This window comes from Lutibacter sp., from assembly GCF_013041805.1.
Taxonomy (GTDB): Bacteria; Bacteroidota; Bacteroidia; order Flavobacteriales; family Flavobacteriaceae; genus Lutibacter.
Map to the genome: position 1 here is coordinate 19,708 of NZ_JABDRI010000050.1, position 16,899 is coordinate 36,606.

Consider the following 16,899-nt stretch of genomic DNA (forward strand, 5'->3'; position numbering starts at 1 on the left):
GTTTTATAATTCATATTATAATAACCAGACAAAACGAAAAAGTATATGCTTGAAAAAGTTGAATAGCAAAATTCACTTTCAACAAAATTACTATTTAATGTAGTAATTAAAATACTAACTATTAATACAATTAATATTGCACTCATAATCTTTGGGGTTTTGGGGGTTATTATATTTTAGTTTAAAGTAAGAGGTAGAAACAAAGTTCTTACTAATCATCTAACAAAATATTGCAGTTTTTCGGATTGCTTTATATGTTTGTGACTACAGTGAGTCTACCTCTATAGATTTGATATTTTCAAATTCTTACTAATTTAATCTAATCTTACTTACTTACTATTTATTTTATGATTTGAACAAATTATAAATAATTAGGGGGATAATTATTTATAATTTGAAAAAATCAATTGAGTTTGGGGTTGATTTATTTATTCATATTCTTCATTTTTAATTTAACTTCTTTCAATCTTATTATTTAATTAAAACTAGGGGTAATTAATTTTATTTAAATAATTCATTTTTAGGGTTGATTTAATTATTTACTATTATTCAATTTGGGGTTGATTAATCTTTTCTAAATTTTTCCAATAATGTATTAAGAGTTTTAATTTCTGAATCGGTAAAGTTGTTAACTATGCTTTTTTCAAATTCAGCGTGCACAACATCAATTTCACTTAACAAATTTAAACCGGCCTCTGTAATTCTAATTTCAACCTTTCTTCTATTTTGCTCACTTTGAATTCGCGTTATTAAACCTTTTAATCGTAATTTTTCAACTAAACGTGTTGTATTACTATTTTTACTAACCATTTGGTTTTGTAAAGTTAAAAGATCTGCTGGTTCACCTTTCAATACTCTTAAAGAACGTAATACTTGAAATTGTTGAATTGATAATGCGTATTGCTTTAGATGATCTGAAAACTTCTCATTCATCCAATTACCTGTTCGCAAAATATTTGCAATTGTAAATTCAGGTAAATTTAACTCATTACTTTTATCATTATAGTTCAACTTCGGGGGGACAACAATTGTTTATACTACTATTGTATATACATCAAATGTATGTACAAATAATTTATCATCCAAACTTTTTTGTTAAAAACTTTTGATTTTCTACTGAATAACGATAAAAAAGTAAATAAACATACAGACTTATTATATTAGTATACTAATTATTAAACATTTAACACGTAACAGTTAAAATATTATTTATCAACTATTTATGTCGATTATTATTAAAAATATTTCAACGATAATCGTGTTAAATCCTGACAAATAAACTCGATCCATGAAAAATTAAAAAAAATAATGAATATTTTAAAATTGTTAATAACTACCCGATTTGTTAATAAAGATGACGATTTTTTAAATGAATTTGTAAACTTCGTATAAGCAGTAACTTAGGTTGCAAATAAGAATAGTTAATACCTATAAATTTGTTTAAAATCTTAAATATGAAAACAGTTGTTGCTATTGCATCCCAAAATAAAAAAATAATTTTTGAGCATGCTGGAAAATGTAGAAATTTTATAATATACACGATTAATGATGACATCGTAGAAAGCAAAAAGATTTTAGAGCTTGAAAAAGATGAAACTTTGCATAATGCTTCCCATACTGAAAATAAAACATTTACAAGTACTTTGTTCGATGTCGATATATTATTAACTAGAGGTATTGGAAATGGACTTATTCAAAAATTAGCTAGACAAAATGTGGCATGCTACAAAATTGAAGAAACAGATCCAGATACTGCTATTGATAAACTAATTAAAGGAACTTTGGAAGCTGTAGCTCCCGTTTCTCACGAAAAATCAGGTTGTAATTGTAATTGTGGTGGTGGACAAGGCCATAATCATGGTCAGCACCATCACCATCATTAAAAATAGTATTTATTTAGTTGTAGATTTTTAAATCTTTATTAATAAGTTTCTATTAATCTTTTATTAGTACCTAATTAAAAAAGTCAGAAATTGAATTTCTGACTTTTTTAATTTATTAGATAAACAACTTGTATTACTTATCTTGAATAGTTTGGAGATTCTTTAGTAATGGTAACATCGTGTGGGTGGCTTTCACGCATTCCAGCAGATGTGATTTTCACAAATTTAGCTTGTTTTTGAGCCTCAATATCTTTTGCTCCACAATATCCCATTCCTGCTCTCAATCCTCCAATAAATTGATGCATTGTTTCTTGTAATTCACCTTTATAAGGCACTCTCCCTACAATACCTTCTGGAACTAATTTTTTAATATCATCTTCAACATCTTGAAAATAACGATCTTTTGAACCATGCTTCATCGCTTCAACAGAGCCCATTCCTCGGTATGATTTAAATTTTCTTCCTTCAAAAATTATTGTTTCTCCTGGAGATTCTTTAGTTCCTGCCAACAATGAACCTAGCATCACACAATCTGCTCCAGCGGCAATAGCTTTTGGAATATCCCCTGTATACCGAACACCACCATCAGCAATAACCGGTACACCAGAACCTTTAATAGCTTCTGCCACTTCTATAATGGCTGAAAGTTGTGGATATCCCACACCAGCAACAACACGAGTGGTACAAATAGAACCTGGACCGATACCAACTTTTACAGCATCGGCTCCTGCTTCAACTAAATATTTAGCAGCCTCACCTGTAGCAATATTTCCAACAACCACATCAGTTTCTGGATATACTTTCTTAATTTCTTTTAAAACAGTTACTACACCTTTTGTATGTCCGTGAGCCGTATCAATAATTAGTGCATCTACACCTGAATTTATCAAAGCTTCTGCTCTTTCAAAAGCATCACCCGTAACTCCAATAGCAGCAGCAACCCTTAAGCGACCATACTTATCTTTATTTGCATTTGGATTTTCAATAACTTTTATAATATCTCTGTAGGTTATCAATCCTACTAACTTATAATTACCATCTACAACAGGTAATTTCTCAATTTTATTATTTTGTAAAACAAGTTCAGCTTCTTTAAGTGATGTACCTTCAGCAACTGTTACTAAATTTTCAGAAGTCATAACTTCAGCAATCAATCGTGTATTATCACTTTCAAAACGTAAGTCTCTATTCGTAATAATTCCAATTAATTTACCATTGTCATTAACAACAGGAATACCTCCAATACTGTATTCACGCATTAAATTTTTTGCTGTTAATACGGTTTCTTCTTTTTTAACAGTAACAGGCTCTAAAATCATTCCGGATTCTGAACGCTTCACTTTTTTCACTTCGCTGGCTTGTTTTTCAATAGACATGTTTTTATGTAAAACACCTATCCCGCCTACTCTTGCCATAGCAATAGCCATTTCAGATTCAGTAACCGTATCCATTGCCGCAGAAACAACGGGAACATTTATTGTGATATTTTTTGTGAATTTAGCTTGAATATTTACCTCTCTTGGTAAAACTTCTGAAAATGCTGGAATTAATAGTACGTCGTCGTAGGTTAAGCCTTCTCCTACAAATTTTGATGTGTTTGAAATCATAGTGCAATCAACTTAGAAATTAATTGCGAGCAAATTTACACTATTTATATTAAATACCTATTTTTTATTTTTATAAACTATTTAAGTATCCAATAATTGCTTTTCTAATGTCCTTTGCTACATCCGTTTTCTTATTTTCATAAACTTTAATAACCTCTTCATTATTAGGTGTTAAAAATGGAATATCATATCCTTTTAATAAATAATCACTAAACGCAACTTTGTATACTTTAGCATCAACAATTTCTTTGTAATTTACTTTCCATAGCTTCATTGGCTCATCATAACTCACATTATAACGTTGTAAATAAGCACCTTTACCTGCTTTCAATCTACCATAATTTAAAACTTTTTTAAGCAAACTCCCTTTTAATTCTACTTTAAGAACTTCGCCTCCAAAGGGTAATACTCTAAAAATATCTATACCAGTAATATCACCTTGTAACTGGTCATCAATTCTAATAGACCCTCCATTAACTAAAGCACAATCTACTTCATTATTAAAACTATACGCCATAGCCTTTCCGATTAATAAACCTAAATTTGTTTGCTCACTTCTAATTGGAGTATCTCTTCCGTCTAATGGCTCATTAGCTGTAAAAATTACAGCATCTGGGTTTGGAAGAATTTCTTTTATTTTTTCATCCAACAAAACATTCCATTTCTGAACAATATTGTCAACACCTTCATCCATACCTGTTTCCTTGGTAATTGGAACCAATTCGGAATTTATAATTGTTTCTTTTGTCTTTTTGTTGTAGCTAATTCTATGAACATATACTGTTTTTGCATTTGCATCAGCCTTCGTAATTTTAGAGTTCCCAACTGGAACCGACATATTTACATGTTCGTGACCTCCCATAATTAAAGGTACATCAGGTAGCATATTTGCGACCAATTCATCTTGATCAATAGCTAAATGTGTTAAGCCAAAAACAACATCACAAGTTCTTGCTAAATTGTTATACGCAAATTTAGCTGACTCATAAAAATCACCATAATCCACATAGTCTTTCGGGTTTGAGTTTAAAGTGGCACTAAAAAAACCTATCTCTATTTCTTTACCATTTTTATTTTTTACTTTAAAGGTTACTGTTTTTGGTAGTTCTATTCGCAAGCTGTCCTTAACAACTGCAAAACGTTCAGTAGTGCTATCTTTTAATTTATGCATTGGATTTGTTGCAATCCACTGAAAATTAGATTCGTTTAATCGTTGCTGCAATTCTTCTTCATTTAAATCAAACTCATGATTTCCTAAGGCTACTAAGTCAAAATTCATAGCATTCATTACTTCAATCATTTGTTTTCCTTTAATTCTCTCTCCTTTATATTTTAAAGTTCCTAATAATGACGGGTTTAAAAAATCTCCAGCCAAAAACATAAAAGTGTTTGGGTTTTCTTTTAATAAATCTTGATGTAATTTTTCAACTCTTGCCATTCCTCCTACTTTACCGCCTTCTAATGGTGCGATTTCATACACATCATTGAGTTGTAAAAAAGTAAAATTTATAATGTCGTTTTTTGTTGAACAAGAAGCAAAAAATAGACTAATAGCAACTAAAATATAAAGTATTTTTTTCATATTGTTTTTTAAAGAATTACAAAATTACGCTATATTATTTATAATAGAAACTAAGAGTAAGATTTTAAAAATAATAACTGATAAACAATTAAAAATGTAGAAATTATAAAAGTAAAAGTCATTAACCCTCCTGAAAAAACAATAATATACTTAAACCATAATACACCACTCCATAGAACATAAATACCTCCAAAAGTTAAAATAATTGAAACAAAAGGCTCTATCATTAAAAAATATTTTAGCTTTTTATTGATTGAAGTAGTGGCTAAAATTAAGGAAATTAAAAAGAAAATAACAGACATTGAAAGTATGTGACCATGAACAATTGTTAAAATTTCTCGTTCATTTTTTTTGAATTTCATTACTTCATATTCTTCATCATCTTCATTCCCTAAATAATGTTTTTCAATACTTGCTGGTTGCATAGCTGTAGTATTATTTACAAAACTTAACCCACCAAAATATCCAACACTTAATACTGAAATAAATACAAGAATTAATGCTTTAATTTCTTTCGGAAATTTATGAATAAGTCCATGTATTTCCATTATAGTTGCTCTTTATTGTTTAATATAGTGACTGTTTTTAAAAGTTTATTTACTTCATTCATCATAGATTTTACAGAAACTGTAGCTCCTGAAATCCCTGCAATATCATGTTGATATTCTAAATTTTTATCAGAAGAAGTTCCTTCAAATTGTCTCAACCATCTTTTACTTCCAACTTCACCGCCGTGATCTTCTCTATACGCAACAACTTTTACTTTTGAAACTATTAACTCTTTATTAAAAATAACAATAAAATCAAAAAAATCTGCTTTTCCATATGCATTTCCAAAGTAATAATAACCTACTACAACATTATTGTGAAAAATTTTAAAAAAGTTCGTATCATTTAATTTAATAGGTAAAATGTTATTCACCTCAGAAGAAATAGTTAAAGATTCTTTTGAAAATGCTTCGATATTAAAAACTGATAAAATTTCTTTTTTAATTATAGCATCTACTCTTTTTGATGTTGTAAAACTTGACGAAATACATACAATTATAAATATGGTTATTATTTTTTTCATAAGATTATTGTGCTTTTATTAATATTTGATAAAAAGTTTAGGTTGATAATCTAATTAAAACATTTTAAATATCGATTATTTGTTCGAATCTAAAATGCTTTAACTAACTTAAGATATAATTATTTAATTTAGATTCTTTAAAACCAAACACCTACGCCTGCATTAAACTGTTTTTTAGTATCACTATCAACAACCGCATTGCTAAAGAATTGGTAATCTACTTTAAAAACAACTCCATTGGCAACTTTATAATCCAATCCAAAAGTTATTTCATCTCTATCGTAAGCTTTATTTTTGGCTAAATCTCCAACAGTTTCAGCATGTGTATCGTATTTTTCGTATCGTACAAATGGGGTTAATTGCTGATCTTGTTTTAATGGAAAATTATACGCAATTTCTCCATACATACCAATCATTTGTGATCCAAGATCTTTATTATTAAATACATTATAAGCATCCGTATCCGATAAATCTGTATAAATATATTGACCTCTTAATTCTAATTTTTTATACACATAACGTGCATCTAACCCTAGCATAGAAATGCCAACTGTACTCTGTTCTAAAGAAGTATCATCAGTTTGTGTCTTACCAAAATAACCTGCTAAACCAAGTCTTAAACCTCTAATTCCATAATAATCAAATTTTGTAGAAAAGTTAGCTGATGTTACTATAGACTCTGCTCCTTTTTGACGACCTTTACGTAATCCATCAGAACCTCTTAAAACTCCAGCTCCCTCTTTATAAGAGATAAAACCATTAAAAATATACGCTTGGTATTTTAATGATGCACTGTTAATGTTTCCCGTAACGCCAATACCCAATTCTCTCCAAGTTGTTGGTACAATATACTTATCAACATTAGGGCGCTCAACTCCGCGATATGTAGTTGGTTCGTGAAATTCATTGACAATTCCCATAGGCACCAACATTAAACCTGCTAATACGTTTATAGATGGTGCTACTTTATAAGCCACATAGGCTTGTTCTATAAAAATTTCCTTTACGTGCTCTACTTCAATTTCAGTTAAAAAACTTACTTTATCACTAAATTTATAGGCAAATAATAATACCAATCTATGCACATCAATATTCCCAGGTGTAGACCCATCTGATTCATTATAATCAATTTGACCGTAACCACCTAGGGTTATACCTTTATCTATTGGTGTGTTCAATAAGCGTTGACCCGAATTAAAATAACTACTTCCATCTCTTTGCTGAGATTGAAATTGTTTAATTGAATCTTGTAACTGTAGGTTTGAATTCTGTTGTGAATATCCAAAAAAGCTTGCCAATAATAATGCAAGCACTAATCCTTTATTTTTCATTTTCAATACTTGTTTTAATTTAGATTTAAATAAATACAGTACAAAATTATGTAACTTAAGATACATATAAAAGGTTTATTTAGAATAATTCTTAATAGTATGACATAAATCATATTATTAAAATAATTAAAAAAATATTATGCTGAGAAAGCTGAAATTACAAATTCATGAATATTTTTAAAGCCTCATTATAAGCACTTTCAAAACTCATGGCTTGAATATTTGTAACAGCCTTTTGTTGTGTGAAGTATGAAACAAGTTTTTCAGTTGGCATGTTACCTGTTAAATCATCTTTAGCCATTGGGCAACCTCCATAACCTTTAATAGCTCCATCAAATCTATTGCAGCCTGCTTTATACGCAGCATCAACTTTTTCGAACCAAGTTGTAGGTGTAGTATGTAAATGCGCACCAAACTCAATTTTAGGATATTCAGGAATTAAATTTGAAAAAAGATGCTCAATAATTTCAGGAGTTGAACTCCCAACAGTATCAGATAAAGATAATATTGTAACACCCATTTTTGAGAGTTTTTCAGTCCATTGTGAAACAATCTCAACATTCCAAGGATCACCATAAGGATTTCCAAAGCCCATTGATAAGTAGGCAACCAATTCTTTATTTGTTTTTGTTGAAATATTTAAAAGTTCATCTAATAAATCAATTGATTCTTGAATTGTCTTTCCTGTATTTCGCATTTGAAAAATTTCTGAAATCGAAAAAGGATATCCTAAATAATCAATTTCTTCAAACTGAGATGCATCGTCCGCACCTCTCTTATTCGCAACAATTGCTAATAATTTACTTTCTGTTTTACTTAAATCTAATCTAGACAACACTTCAGCGGTATCGCGCATTTGAGGAATTGCTTTGGGCGATACAAAACTTCCAAAATCAATGGTATCAAAGCCAACACGCAATAAGGAATTTATATATTGAGCCTTTGCTTCAGTTGGAATAAAATGTGATTTTATGCCTTGCATAGCATCTCTCGGGCACTCTATAATTTTAACATTTTTCATCCTTGTTCAAATATACAAAACCAATTAAGAAAATAATATAAAAAATGCAATACCTACAAACACTAAAATTTTAAACCATTTGATATTAGAATTGAATCTTGGATGATTTTTTAAATACACAGCAAAACTTCCAGAAAGCACTGAAACCATAGAAAATATGAATAATGCTTGTAGCATAAATAAACCGCCTAATACATAAAACTGAATAATTGTACTTTGCGCAGAACTATATAAAAAACCAGGAAAAAAGGCCAAAAAGAAAATAGATACTTTAGGATTTAAAACATTCATTATAAATCCCTGTTTAAACAATTTGAGTAACCCTTTTTTTGCTGCTTTTGTTGTTAATAATAACTCTTCATCAGATTTAAAAGTTTGATAAGCGATATAAAATAAATAGAGTGCTCCAAATAATTTGATTCCAAAAAATAAACTTTCAGATTGTTTGATAATTGCGGAAACACCAAAAGCCACTAAGGTTGTATGAATAATAATACCTGATACTAATCCTAATGAAGTTGCAATTCCAAATTTTTTACCATTTGTAATACTTTGTACTAATACATATATAATGTCTGGACCTGGCATTATTGTCAAAAGCATAGAAGCTCCTATAAATGATATGAGAATTTCGTAATTCAAATTAATTTTTTGCCAAAATTGCTTTATTAATTTTTTTAATTAGTGAAGGACCTTCATAAATAAAACCTGTATAAATTTGAACTAAATCAGCTCCTGCGCTCAGTTTTTCAAGTGCATCTTCTGAAGAATGAATACCTCCCACACCAATTATAGGAAAAGATTTATTAGATTTTTCGGCTAAATATTTTATTACTTGTGTGCTTCTGTCTTTTATAGGTTTTCCACTTAAGCCTCCATATCCAATTTTATCTAATTCTTCTTCTGTAATCTTTAAACCTTCTCTACTAACTGAAGTATTAGAAGCTATAACACCTTCAATTCCAGTTTCTTCAACTAGTTCAATAATTTCATCTAATTGTACTGTATTTAAATCAGGTGCAATTTTTAATAATATAGGCTTTTGTTTGGGATACGTATTATTTACTTTCTGAACTTCAGTAATTAATTCTATTAAATACTCTTTATCATTCAGTTTTACATGACTACCAACATTTGGACAGCTTACGTTTAACACAAAATAATCTACATAAGGATGCAATTCTTTAAAACAAGTTACATAATCTTCAGTATAACTATTTGGTAGTGTTGCCGTATTTTTTCCAATATTACCACCAATTATTACTTGACCATTGTTCTTTTTTAAATTTTTAATTACAGCCTCAATACCATTATTATTGAAACCCATTCGATTGATCAAACCATTATCCGCTTTTAACCGAAACACTCTTTTTTTAGGGTTTCCAACTTGTGCTTTTGGAGTTACTGTTCCTATTTCTATAAAACCAAAACCAAAATTTACCAATTCGTTATACAATACAGCATTTTTATCAAAACCCGCAGCTAAACCAACAGGATTTTTAAAAGTAAGTCCAAACAAAGTGCGTTCTAATTTTTCATCGTTTACTTGATATAAACTTCTAAAAATAAATGGTATACCAGGAATTTTTGAAACTATTTTTATAAGTGAAAATGTAAAATGATGAATTTTTTCTGGGTCAAAAAGAAAAAACAAAGGCCTAATAATACTTTTATACATTGAATATGGTTTGTACAAAATTAAAAAAAAAGCCTTTAGAAAAAATTTCTGAAGGCTTTTTAATTAAGTAATTTTAACTATCGCAATGTTGCTCCCACATTTTTTTCAAATGTTTGCTGTAACTTTTGCATTATTTTATCTATTTGGGTATCGTTCAATGTTTTATTTTCATCTTGAATTAAAAAACTAACAGCGTATGACTTTTTCCCCTCTTCTATATTATCACCTTCATAAACATCAAACAAATCAACTTCTTTTAAGAATTTTTTCTCTGCTTGAAATGCTAAATTATAAAGTTCACTAAAAGTAACCTCTTTATCTAATAACAATGCAAAATCTCTTTTTACCGCTTGAAATTTAGATATTTCTTCCACTTTTACTTGTGACTTCCCACCAACTTTTAATACATTTTCCCAATTAAAATCGGCAAATAAAACTTCTTGTTTAATGCCAAACTCTTTTAAAATTGGACGTTTTACAACTCCTATATCTACTAATTTTATTTTTCCTAAACTTAAAGTAATTCCTTCTGAAAAAATATCGTTTTTAGTTGGAGTTGTTTTTAATTTATTTATTCCTAAACGCTGTAATAATGCAACTACAATTCCTTTTAAATAAAAGAAGTCTGAAGCTTTATTTGAAATGTTCCAGCTTTCTTTGGTTCTATTACCAGAAACAAAAAGGGTTAAATGTTTTTGCTCCTTATAGCCACTTTCAAATTTGTGATATGTTTTTCCAAATTCAAAGAATTTTAAAGAGTTATTTTTTCTGTTGATATTATAAATAACTGATTCTAACCCACTAAATAAAAGCGATTGACGCATCACACCTAAATCACTACTTAAAGGGTTTAACATGGTAACGTTATGGCTTTCATCTAGCAGTTCTGTTAAAGATAAGTAGTCCGCTTTTGTCAATGAGTTTGCCATTGTTTCATGGAATCCTTGAGAAACTAGCTGGTTTCCAACTACATTTTCTATTTTAACCGGATCAAATTCTGAAAAAGATATAGAGGTGTTTAATTTGTGAGAAAACTCAACATTATTATAACCATATACACGTAAAATTTCTTCAATTACATCAGCTTCTCTTGTCACATCTACTCTATATGATGGTATGGTTAAACCTATACCACCATCTGTAACACTATTAAATTTAATTTCTAAAGATGCCAATATATTTTTAACTGTTTCTCTTGGAATCTCTGTCCCAATTAAACGATCCATTTTTTCGTATGATAAAAACACTTGAAAATCTTCAATTTTTGATGGATACATGTCAACAATTTCAGACGAAATTTTCCCTCCAGCCACTTCTAATATTAAATTAGCCGCTCTTTTTAATGCATATTCAACGCTATTTGGGTCAATTCCTCTTTCAAATCTAAAAGAAGCGTCTGTATTTAATGCATGCCTTTTAGCCGTTTTCCGTATAGCTACAGGATTAAAATAAGCACTTTCTAAAAATATTGAAGTGGTGTTTTCTGTAACTCCTGAATTCAAACCACCAAACACTCCTGCTATACACATTGGTTCTTCATTTCCATTACAAATCATTAAATCTTCTTCATGCAACTCACGTTCAACACCATCTAGTGTAACAAATTTAGTTCCCGAAGCCAACGTTTTAACAATTACTTTATTTCCTTTAACTTTTGCAGCATCAAAAGCGTGCAAAGGCTGCCCTAATCCGTGTAAAACGTAATTTGTAACATCAACAATGTTATTTATTGGTGTTAAACCAATAGCTTTTAATTTATTTTGAATCCATTCTGGAGAATCTTTTACTGTTATACCAGAAATTGTAACACCTGCATATCTTGGTGCTTTTTCGATATCTTCAACTTCTACATCAAATTTTAACGTTCGATCGTCTACATGAAATTCACTTACCGAAGGAGAGATTAATTCTACCGCAACACCTTGTTGCAATAACCCTGCTCTTAAATCTCTTGCAGTTCCCAAATGACTCATAGCATCAGCTCTATTAGGTGTTAATCCTATTTCGAACACCTGATCTTTTTCAATATTAAAAACTTTAGAAACAGGAGTTCCTGAAAGAAGTGCATCATCTAATACAAGAATTCCTTCGTGACTTGAACCTAAACCTAATTCGTCCTCAGCACAAATCATTCCGTGACTTTCTTCTCCTCTAATTTTACCCTTCTTAATTTTAAAAGGCTCACCTTTATCATCATATAAGGTAGAACCAACAGTAACAACAGGTACAGTTTGTCCAGCCGCAACATTAGGTGCACCACATACAATTTGCACAGGCTCTCCATTACCTAAATCTACTGTTGTTAATTTTAATCTATCAGCATTTGGATGTTGTTCACAAGTTAATACCTTCCCAACAACAACACCTTTTAAACTTCCTTTTATCGACTCTACAGTTTCAATACCCTCAACTTCAAGTCCTAAATCAGTTAACAATTCCCCTGTTTTTTCAGCTTCCCAATCAACCTTTAAAAATTGTTTTAACCAATTATATGATATTTTCATTTGTTATAATTTTTTTTCGAACTGCAAAGATAAAAAATTGAATCTATTTTAACTGATATTTGACCAAATAGTACTGTTTTTACTAACTTCTTTATATGCAATTTTTATAAAGATATTTTCGGGTTCCTTTAAAGTGGGATCAGTTGTCAATAAATCAATAGCTATATTTCTTGCAGAAGTTAATAGTTTAGAATCTTTTACAATATCTGCTATTCGCAAGTTGAGCACACCGCTTTGTTGCGTTCCCATTAAGTTTCCAGGGCCACGAAGTTTTAAATCTACTTCAGCAATTTTAAATCCATCGCTTGTACTTACCATTGTTTCTAAACGCACTTTTGCATCACTTGACAGTTTAAAACTTGTCATTAAAATACAAAAACTTTGTTCTGCTCCACGCCCAACTCTGCCTCTTAACTGGTGTAATTGGGATAAACCAAAGCGTTCAGCACTTTCAATAACCATAACACTTGCATTTGGAATATTTACGCCAACTTCAATAACCGTTGTAGCAACCATTATGTGAGTTTCGCCTTTTATAAAGCGTTGCATTTCATATTCTTTGTCTGCAGGTTTCATTTTTCCGTGAACAATGCTAATTTGATAGGTTGGCTTTTGAAATTCTCTAGAAATACTTTCATAACCATCCATCAAATCTTTATAATCCATTGCTTCGGATTCATTAATTAACGGATAAACAATATAAACCTGTCTTCCTTTTGCAATTTCTTCTTTTAAAAATTTAAAAACAGATAATCTATTTGCATCATATCTATGTGCAGTTTTTACTTCTTTTCTTCCAGGAGGCAATTCATCAATAATAGAGATATCCAAATCTCCATATGCACTCATTGCTAATGTCCGTGGTATTGGGGTAGCTGTCATTACCAATATATGCGGAGGCAACTCGTTTTTCTCCCATAATTTTGAGCGCTGTGCTACTCCAAATCTGTGTTGTTCATCTATAATTGCAATTCCTAAATTTTTAAATTGCACTTTGTCTTCTATGAGTGCATGAGTACCAATTAAAATATTTAATTCACCCGATTCTAATTGTTCATGAATAATTCTACGTTGTTTTACCTTCACCGATCCGGTGAGTAATTTTACTGAAATATCCAACCCATCTAATAATTCAATTATAGAGTTATAGTGCTGAGTTGCTAAAATTTCGGTAGGTGCCATGAGCGCTGCCTGATAACCATTATCTATTGCTATAAGCATAGTTAATAAAGCTACAATAGTTTTTCCAGAACCTACATCACCTTGTAATAACCTATTCATTTGAGCGTTTGACCCTACATCCTTTCTAATTTCTTTTAATACCCGTTTTTGAGCATTTGTTAAGTCAAAGGGAAGTTTACTCTTATAAAACTTATTAAACTTATCGCCTACCTTTTCAAAATTAAACCCTTTTATTTTAGCTTTCCGAACAATTTTTTTTCGTATTAACTGTAATTGAATAAAAAATAATTCTTCAAATTTTAACCGTTTTTGTGCTTTGGCTAGTAATTCCTGACTTTTAGGAAAATGAATATTCAACAGTGCTTCATTTTTTGAAATTAAATCTAATTTCTCTAAAATTGCAGCAGATAATGTTTCTTGAAATTTTCCTTGCAACTCCTCAAATAAATTTTGAATCATATTCGAAACAATTTTATTTGAAATTCCTCTATTTATTAATTTTTCGGTAGATGGATACACTGGCTGCATCGCAGAACGTAACTTTTTTTTATACGACGATACCAATTCCATTTCTGGATGAGGCATTGAAAATAACCTATTAAAGTAGTTGGTTTTACCAAAAATCACATAAGGCGTATTTATTTTAAGGGAATCTTTAATCCATTTAGCTCCTCTAAACCAAACCAATTCCATAGAGCCTGTTTCATCTACAAAAGTAGCTACTAACCTACTCCCTCTTTTTTGTTGTACTGTTTTAATACTTGTAATTTTTCCAACAATTTGAATTTCAGAGGAATTCTCTTGTAATTGGTTAATCTTCAAAAATTGTGATCGATCAATATATCGATTCGGAAAAAAATTAAGCAAATCATTAAATGTAAAAACTCCTAGCTCGGACTTTAATAAATCGGCTCTACTAGGTCCTACACCTTTTAAATATGAAATAGAAGTATTTAGATTGTACAACGTGCTTTTTTTGATTTACGAAGATAATAATTCAAACAGCAATAAACAATTAGAAAATTGCTACGAACTAATTTTGTATCTTTGCCACCTTAAATTTTACCATGAGATTACACAGAAACCTAGTATATACAGTTGTTGCTTCAATGCGACTTATTTTTAATGAAGAAGAATATGCCGATAAAGTTGTAGAGAAAGCGTTAAAACGTGATAAACGTTGGGGAGCAAGAGATAGAAAATTTGTTGCAGAAACTATTTATGAAATGGTTCGCTGGAAACGTTTATACAATGAAATTGCAGGGACAAAGAATCACTATACCAATGAAAATGTATGGAAAAACTTTGCTGTTTTTGCCATATTAAAAGGCTATAAATTACCTGATTGGAATCAGTTACAAGGCGTACCTGAGAGAAGAATTAAAGGTAAATTTGATGAACTTCAAAAACAACGTGTTTTTAAAGAATCTATCCCAGATTGGTTAGACGAATTGGCTGTAAAAGAATTAGGAGAAAAACATTGGACTAAAGAAATTGCTGCCTTAAACGTCCAAGCAAGTGTTATTTTAAGAGCTAACACCCTAAAAACTAACAAGCTTTCATTGCGAAATAAATTAAGTGAAGAAGGTATTAATACTGAATTCATTCCTGGCCATCCTGATGCATTGAAATTAGTGGAGCGTGCCAATGTATTTGTTACACAATGCTTCAAAGATGGTTTATTTGAAGTGCAAGATGCTTCATCTCAATTAGTTGCTGAATATTTAGATGTTAAACCTGGTATGAAAGTAATTGATACCTGTGCTGGCGCAGGTGGTAAAACATTGCATTTGGCAGCCTTAATGGAAAATAAAGGTCAATTAATCGCTACCGATATTTATGAGAGTAAATTAAAAAAATTAAAAAAACGGACGCGCAGAGCTGGTGTTCATAATGTAACTACAAAACCTTTAGATTCTTCTAAAGTAATGAAGAAAATGAAAGGAACTGCCGACAGAGTTTTAATAGACGCTCCGTGCAGCGGTATTGGTGTTTTAAGACGTAACCCAGACAGTAAATGGAAATTACAACCTGAATTTGTTGATACTATTAAAAAAACACAGGCTGAAATATTAGAAAATTACTCTGCATTAGTTAAAACTGGTGGAAAATTGGTGTATGCAACCTGTTCAATTTTACCTTCTGAAAATGAAAATCAAGTGCAACTCTTTTTAAATAACCATCCTGAATTTCAATTTGTGAAAGAAAAAAAAGTTTCTGTTCATAAATCTGGTTTTGATGGATTTTATATGGCTTTATTAGAGAAAGTGACTTAATTTGATGGTCAATAAATTTTAATCAATTAGTGAAACTCCGTTCAAATCGGTTGTGAGTATTTCACTCATATAATTAAAATAAGGGCGCATTGCTTTAAACGATGCGTCTATTTCATTTAAAAAATTAGGACTTAGTACTTCTTCATCTGTAAATTCACGAGTTACAATAAATTGTTTAAGTCTAATTAAATCAATGTCTTTATGTTCTTTATCAAAACCTCTTGGTGCTGTTTTTAAAGCAGTTCCTTTTAATGTTCCAAAATGATTAACAAATGTTTTATCATTAATTATTTCACGAATTTCAGTAGCATCCATTTCAAATTCTTTGCGAATACGTAATAAATCATCTTTATTAGGCTCCCAAAAGCCACCAGCTAAAAAACTTTCTCCAGGTCTAATTCTTACATAATAACCACCTCTCAATCGATTTGTTGCTCTTACAAAATTTCCAGCAAAATGAGATTTATAAGGTGTCTTATCTTTTGAGAAACGGACATCACGATAAATTCTAAATAGTTTCATTTTCTCAATGTCATCATGAGTTCGTAGCGTATTTAATACTGAAGTATAAAATTCTTTTACTTTTAGCTGTTCTGCTTGAAAAACTGATTTATGCTCTTGAAACCATTCTCGCGTATTATTTTTCTTTAATTGTTTTAAAAAATCTAAGGTAGATATTGAAATTGAACTCATTTATTATGTTTTTTAGAATTTTAAAAGTAATAAAAATTAATTTCAACACTATTCCTCTTTTTACTAGTAA

Annotated in this window: 14 protein-coding genes; 2 read left to right on the forward strand and 12 right to left on the reverse strand. The window is 30.1% G+C overall.

Going from position 1 to position 16,899, the window contains the following annotated elements; genetic code table 11:
- Positions 1–564 precede the first annotated feature (564 nt).
- On the reverse strand, positions 565–1,011 hold the full coding sequence (locus HKP59_RS06895; RefSeq protein ID WP_291804872.1) for a MarR family transcriptional regulator: 447 nt from the start codon (positions 1,009–1,011) through the stop codon (positions 565–567).
- Between the two features lie 443 nt (positions 1,012–1,454).
- On the opposite strand from HKP59_RS06895, the gene HKP59_RS06900 reads away from it, so the two are divergent.
- Positions 1,455–1,883: a NifB/NifX family molybdenum-iron cluster-binding protein gene (locus HKP59_RS06900; RefSeq protein WP_291804874.1), complete on the forward strand. Its 429-nt coding sequence runs from the start codon at positions 1,455–1,457 to the stop codon at positions 1,881–1,883.
- Between the two features lie 137 nt (positions 1,884–2,020).
- Here the strand turns inward: HKP59_RS06900 and guaB are convergent, their stop codons facing one another.
- The 10 genes from guaB to recG all read right to left on the reverse strand — a co-directional run bounded on the left by guaB (position 2,021) and on the right by recG (position 14,826).
- Positions 2,021–3,490 (reverse strand): IMP dehydrogenase, encoded by a 1,470-nt coding sequence (gene guaB / locus HKP59_RS06905; protein ID WP_291804875.1) that lies wholly within the window; start codon positions 3,488–3,490, stop codon positions 2,021–2,023.
- A gap of 70 nt (positions 3,491–3,560) precedes the next feature.
- The gene (locus HKP59_RS06910) at positions 3,561–5,072 is read right to left on the reverse strand and encodes a bifunctional metallophosphatase/5'-nucleotidase (protein WP_291804876.1); all 1,512 of its coding nucleotides are present in this window, start codon (positions 5,070–5,072) and stop codon (positions 3,561–3,563) included.
- 50 nt (positions 5,073–5,122) lie between these two features.
- Positions 5,123–5,620 carry a hypothetical protein gene (locus HKP59_RS06915; RefSeq protein ID WP_291804877.1) on the reverse strand — a complete coding sequence of 166 codons (498 nt, stop codon included), beginning with the start codon at positions 5,618–5,620 and terminating at the stop codon, positions 5,123–5,125.
- Positions 5,620–6,144: an FMN-binding protein gene (locus HKP59_RS06920; protein ID WP_291804879.1), complete on the reverse strand. Its 525-nt coding sequence runs from the start codon at positions 6,142–6,144 to the stop codon at positions 5,620–5,622. The genes HKP59_RS06915 and HKP59_RS06920 overlap by 1 nt, the downstream gene beginning before the upstream one ends.
- 137 nt (positions 6,145–6,281) lie before the next feature.
- A complete protein-coding gene (locus HKP59_RS06925; protein ID WP_291804880.1) occupies positions 6,282–7,475 on the reverse strand; it encodes a hypothetical protein in 1,194 nt (397 codons plus the stop codon).
- Between the two features lie 157 nt (positions 7,476–7,632).
- A complete protein-coding gene (locus HKP59_RS06930) occupies positions 7,633–8,496 on the reverse strand; it encodes a hydroxymethylglutaryl-CoA lyase (protein ID WP_291804882.1) in 864 nt (287 codons plus the stop codon).
- Positions 8,497–8,520: 24 nt separating this feature from the next.
- The gene (locus HKP59_RS06935; RefSeq protein ID WP_291804884.1) at positions 8,521–9,138 is read right to left on the reverse strand and encodes a LysE family translocator; all 618 of its coding nucleotides are present in this window, start codon (positions 9,136–9,138) and stop codon (positions 8,521–8,523) included.
- A 1-nt stretch (position 9,139) separates the two neighbouring features.
- Positions 9,140–10,174 carry a quinone-dependent dihydroorotate dehydrogenase gene (locus HKP59_RS06940; protein WP_291804886.1) on the reverse strand — a complete coding sequence of 345 codons (1,035 nt, stop codon included), beginning with the start codon at positions 10,172–10,174 and terminating at the stop codon, positions 9,140–9,142.
- Positions 10,175–10,251: 77 nt separating this feature from the next.
- Positions 10,252–12,678 carry a phenylalanine--tRNA ligase subunit beta gene (gene pheT / locus HKP59_RS06945; RefSeq protein ID WP_291804887.1) on the reverse strand — a complete coding sequence of 809 codons (2,427 nt, stop codon included), beginning with the start codon at positions 12,676–12,678 and terminating at the stop codon, positions 10,252–10,254.
- 48 nt (positions 12,679–12,726) lie between these two features.
- Entirely contained in the window at positions 12,727–14,826 is a 2,100-nt protein-coding gene (gene recG, locus HKP59_RS06950; protein ID WP_291804889.1) for an ATP-dependent DNA helicase RecG, read from the reverse strand.
- A gap of 101 nt (positions 14,827–14,927) precedes the next feature.
- Between recG and HKP59_RS06955 the strand changes: the two genes are divergently transcribed.
- A complete protein-coding gene (locus HKP59_RS06955) occupies positions 14,928–16,136 on the forward strand; it encodes a methyltransferase domain-containing protein (RefSeq protein WP_291804892.1) in 1,209 nt (402 codons plus the stop codon).
- Between the two features lie 18 nt (positions 16,137–16,154).
- On the opposite strand, the gene HKP59_RS06960 is transcribed toward HKP59_RS06955, so the two are convergent.
- Complete coding sequence (locus HKP59_RS06960; protein WP_291804894.1) at positions 16,155–16,829, reverse strand: DUF2461 domain-containing protein; 675 nt, start codon at positions 16,827–16,829, stop codon at positions 16,155–16,157.
- Between the last annotated feature and the right edge of the window lie 70 nt (positions 16,830–16,899).

Excerpts from the sequence above, each read along its gene's own strand:
- HKP59_RS06900 (WP_291804874.1), top strand. The coding sequence starts at position 1,455 with ATGAAAACAGTTGTTGCTATTGCATCCCAAAATAAAAAAATAATTTTT.
- guaB (WP_291804875.1), bottom strand. The coding sequence starts at position 3,490 with ATGATTTCAAACACATCAAAATTTGTAGGAGAAGGCTTAACCTACGAC.
- HKP59_RS06910 (WP_291804876.1), bottom strand. The coding sequence starts at position 5,072 with ATGAAAAAAATACTTTATATTTTAGTTGCTATTAGTCTATTTTTTGCT.
- HKP59_RS06915 (WP_291804877.1), bottom strand. The coding sequence starts at position 5,620 with ATGGAAATACATGGACTTATTCATAAATTTCCGAAAGAAATTAAAGCA.
- HKP59_RS06920 (WP_291804879.1), bottom strand. The coding sequence starts at position 6,144 with ATGAAAAAAATAATAACCATATTTATAATTGTATGTATTTCGTCAAGT.
- HKP59_RS06925 (WP_291804880.1), bottom strand. The coding sequence starts at position 7,475 with ATGAAAAATAAAGGATTAGTGCTTGCATTATTATTGGCAAGCTTTTTT.
- HKP59_RS06930 (WP_291804882.1), bottom strand. The coding sequence starts at position 8,496 with ATGAAAAATGTTAAAATTATAGAGTGCCCGAGAGATGCTATGCAAGGC.
- HKP59_RS06940 (WP_291804886.1), bottom strand. The coding sequence starts at position 10,174 with ATGTATAAAAGTATTATTAGGCCTTTGTTTTTTCTTTTTGACCCAGAA.
- pheT (WP_291804887.1), bottom strand. The coding sequence starts at position 12,678 with ATGAAAATATCATATAATTGGTTAAAACAATTTTTAAAGGTTGATTGG.
- HKP59_RS06955 (WP_291804892.1), top strand. The coding sequence starts at position 14,928 with ATGAGATTACACAGAAACCTAGTATATACAGTTGTTGCTTCAATGCGA.
- HKP59_RS06960 (WP_291804894.1), bottom strand. The coding sequence starts at position 16,829 with ATGAGTTCAATTTCAATATCTACCTTAGATTTTTTAAAACAATTAAAG.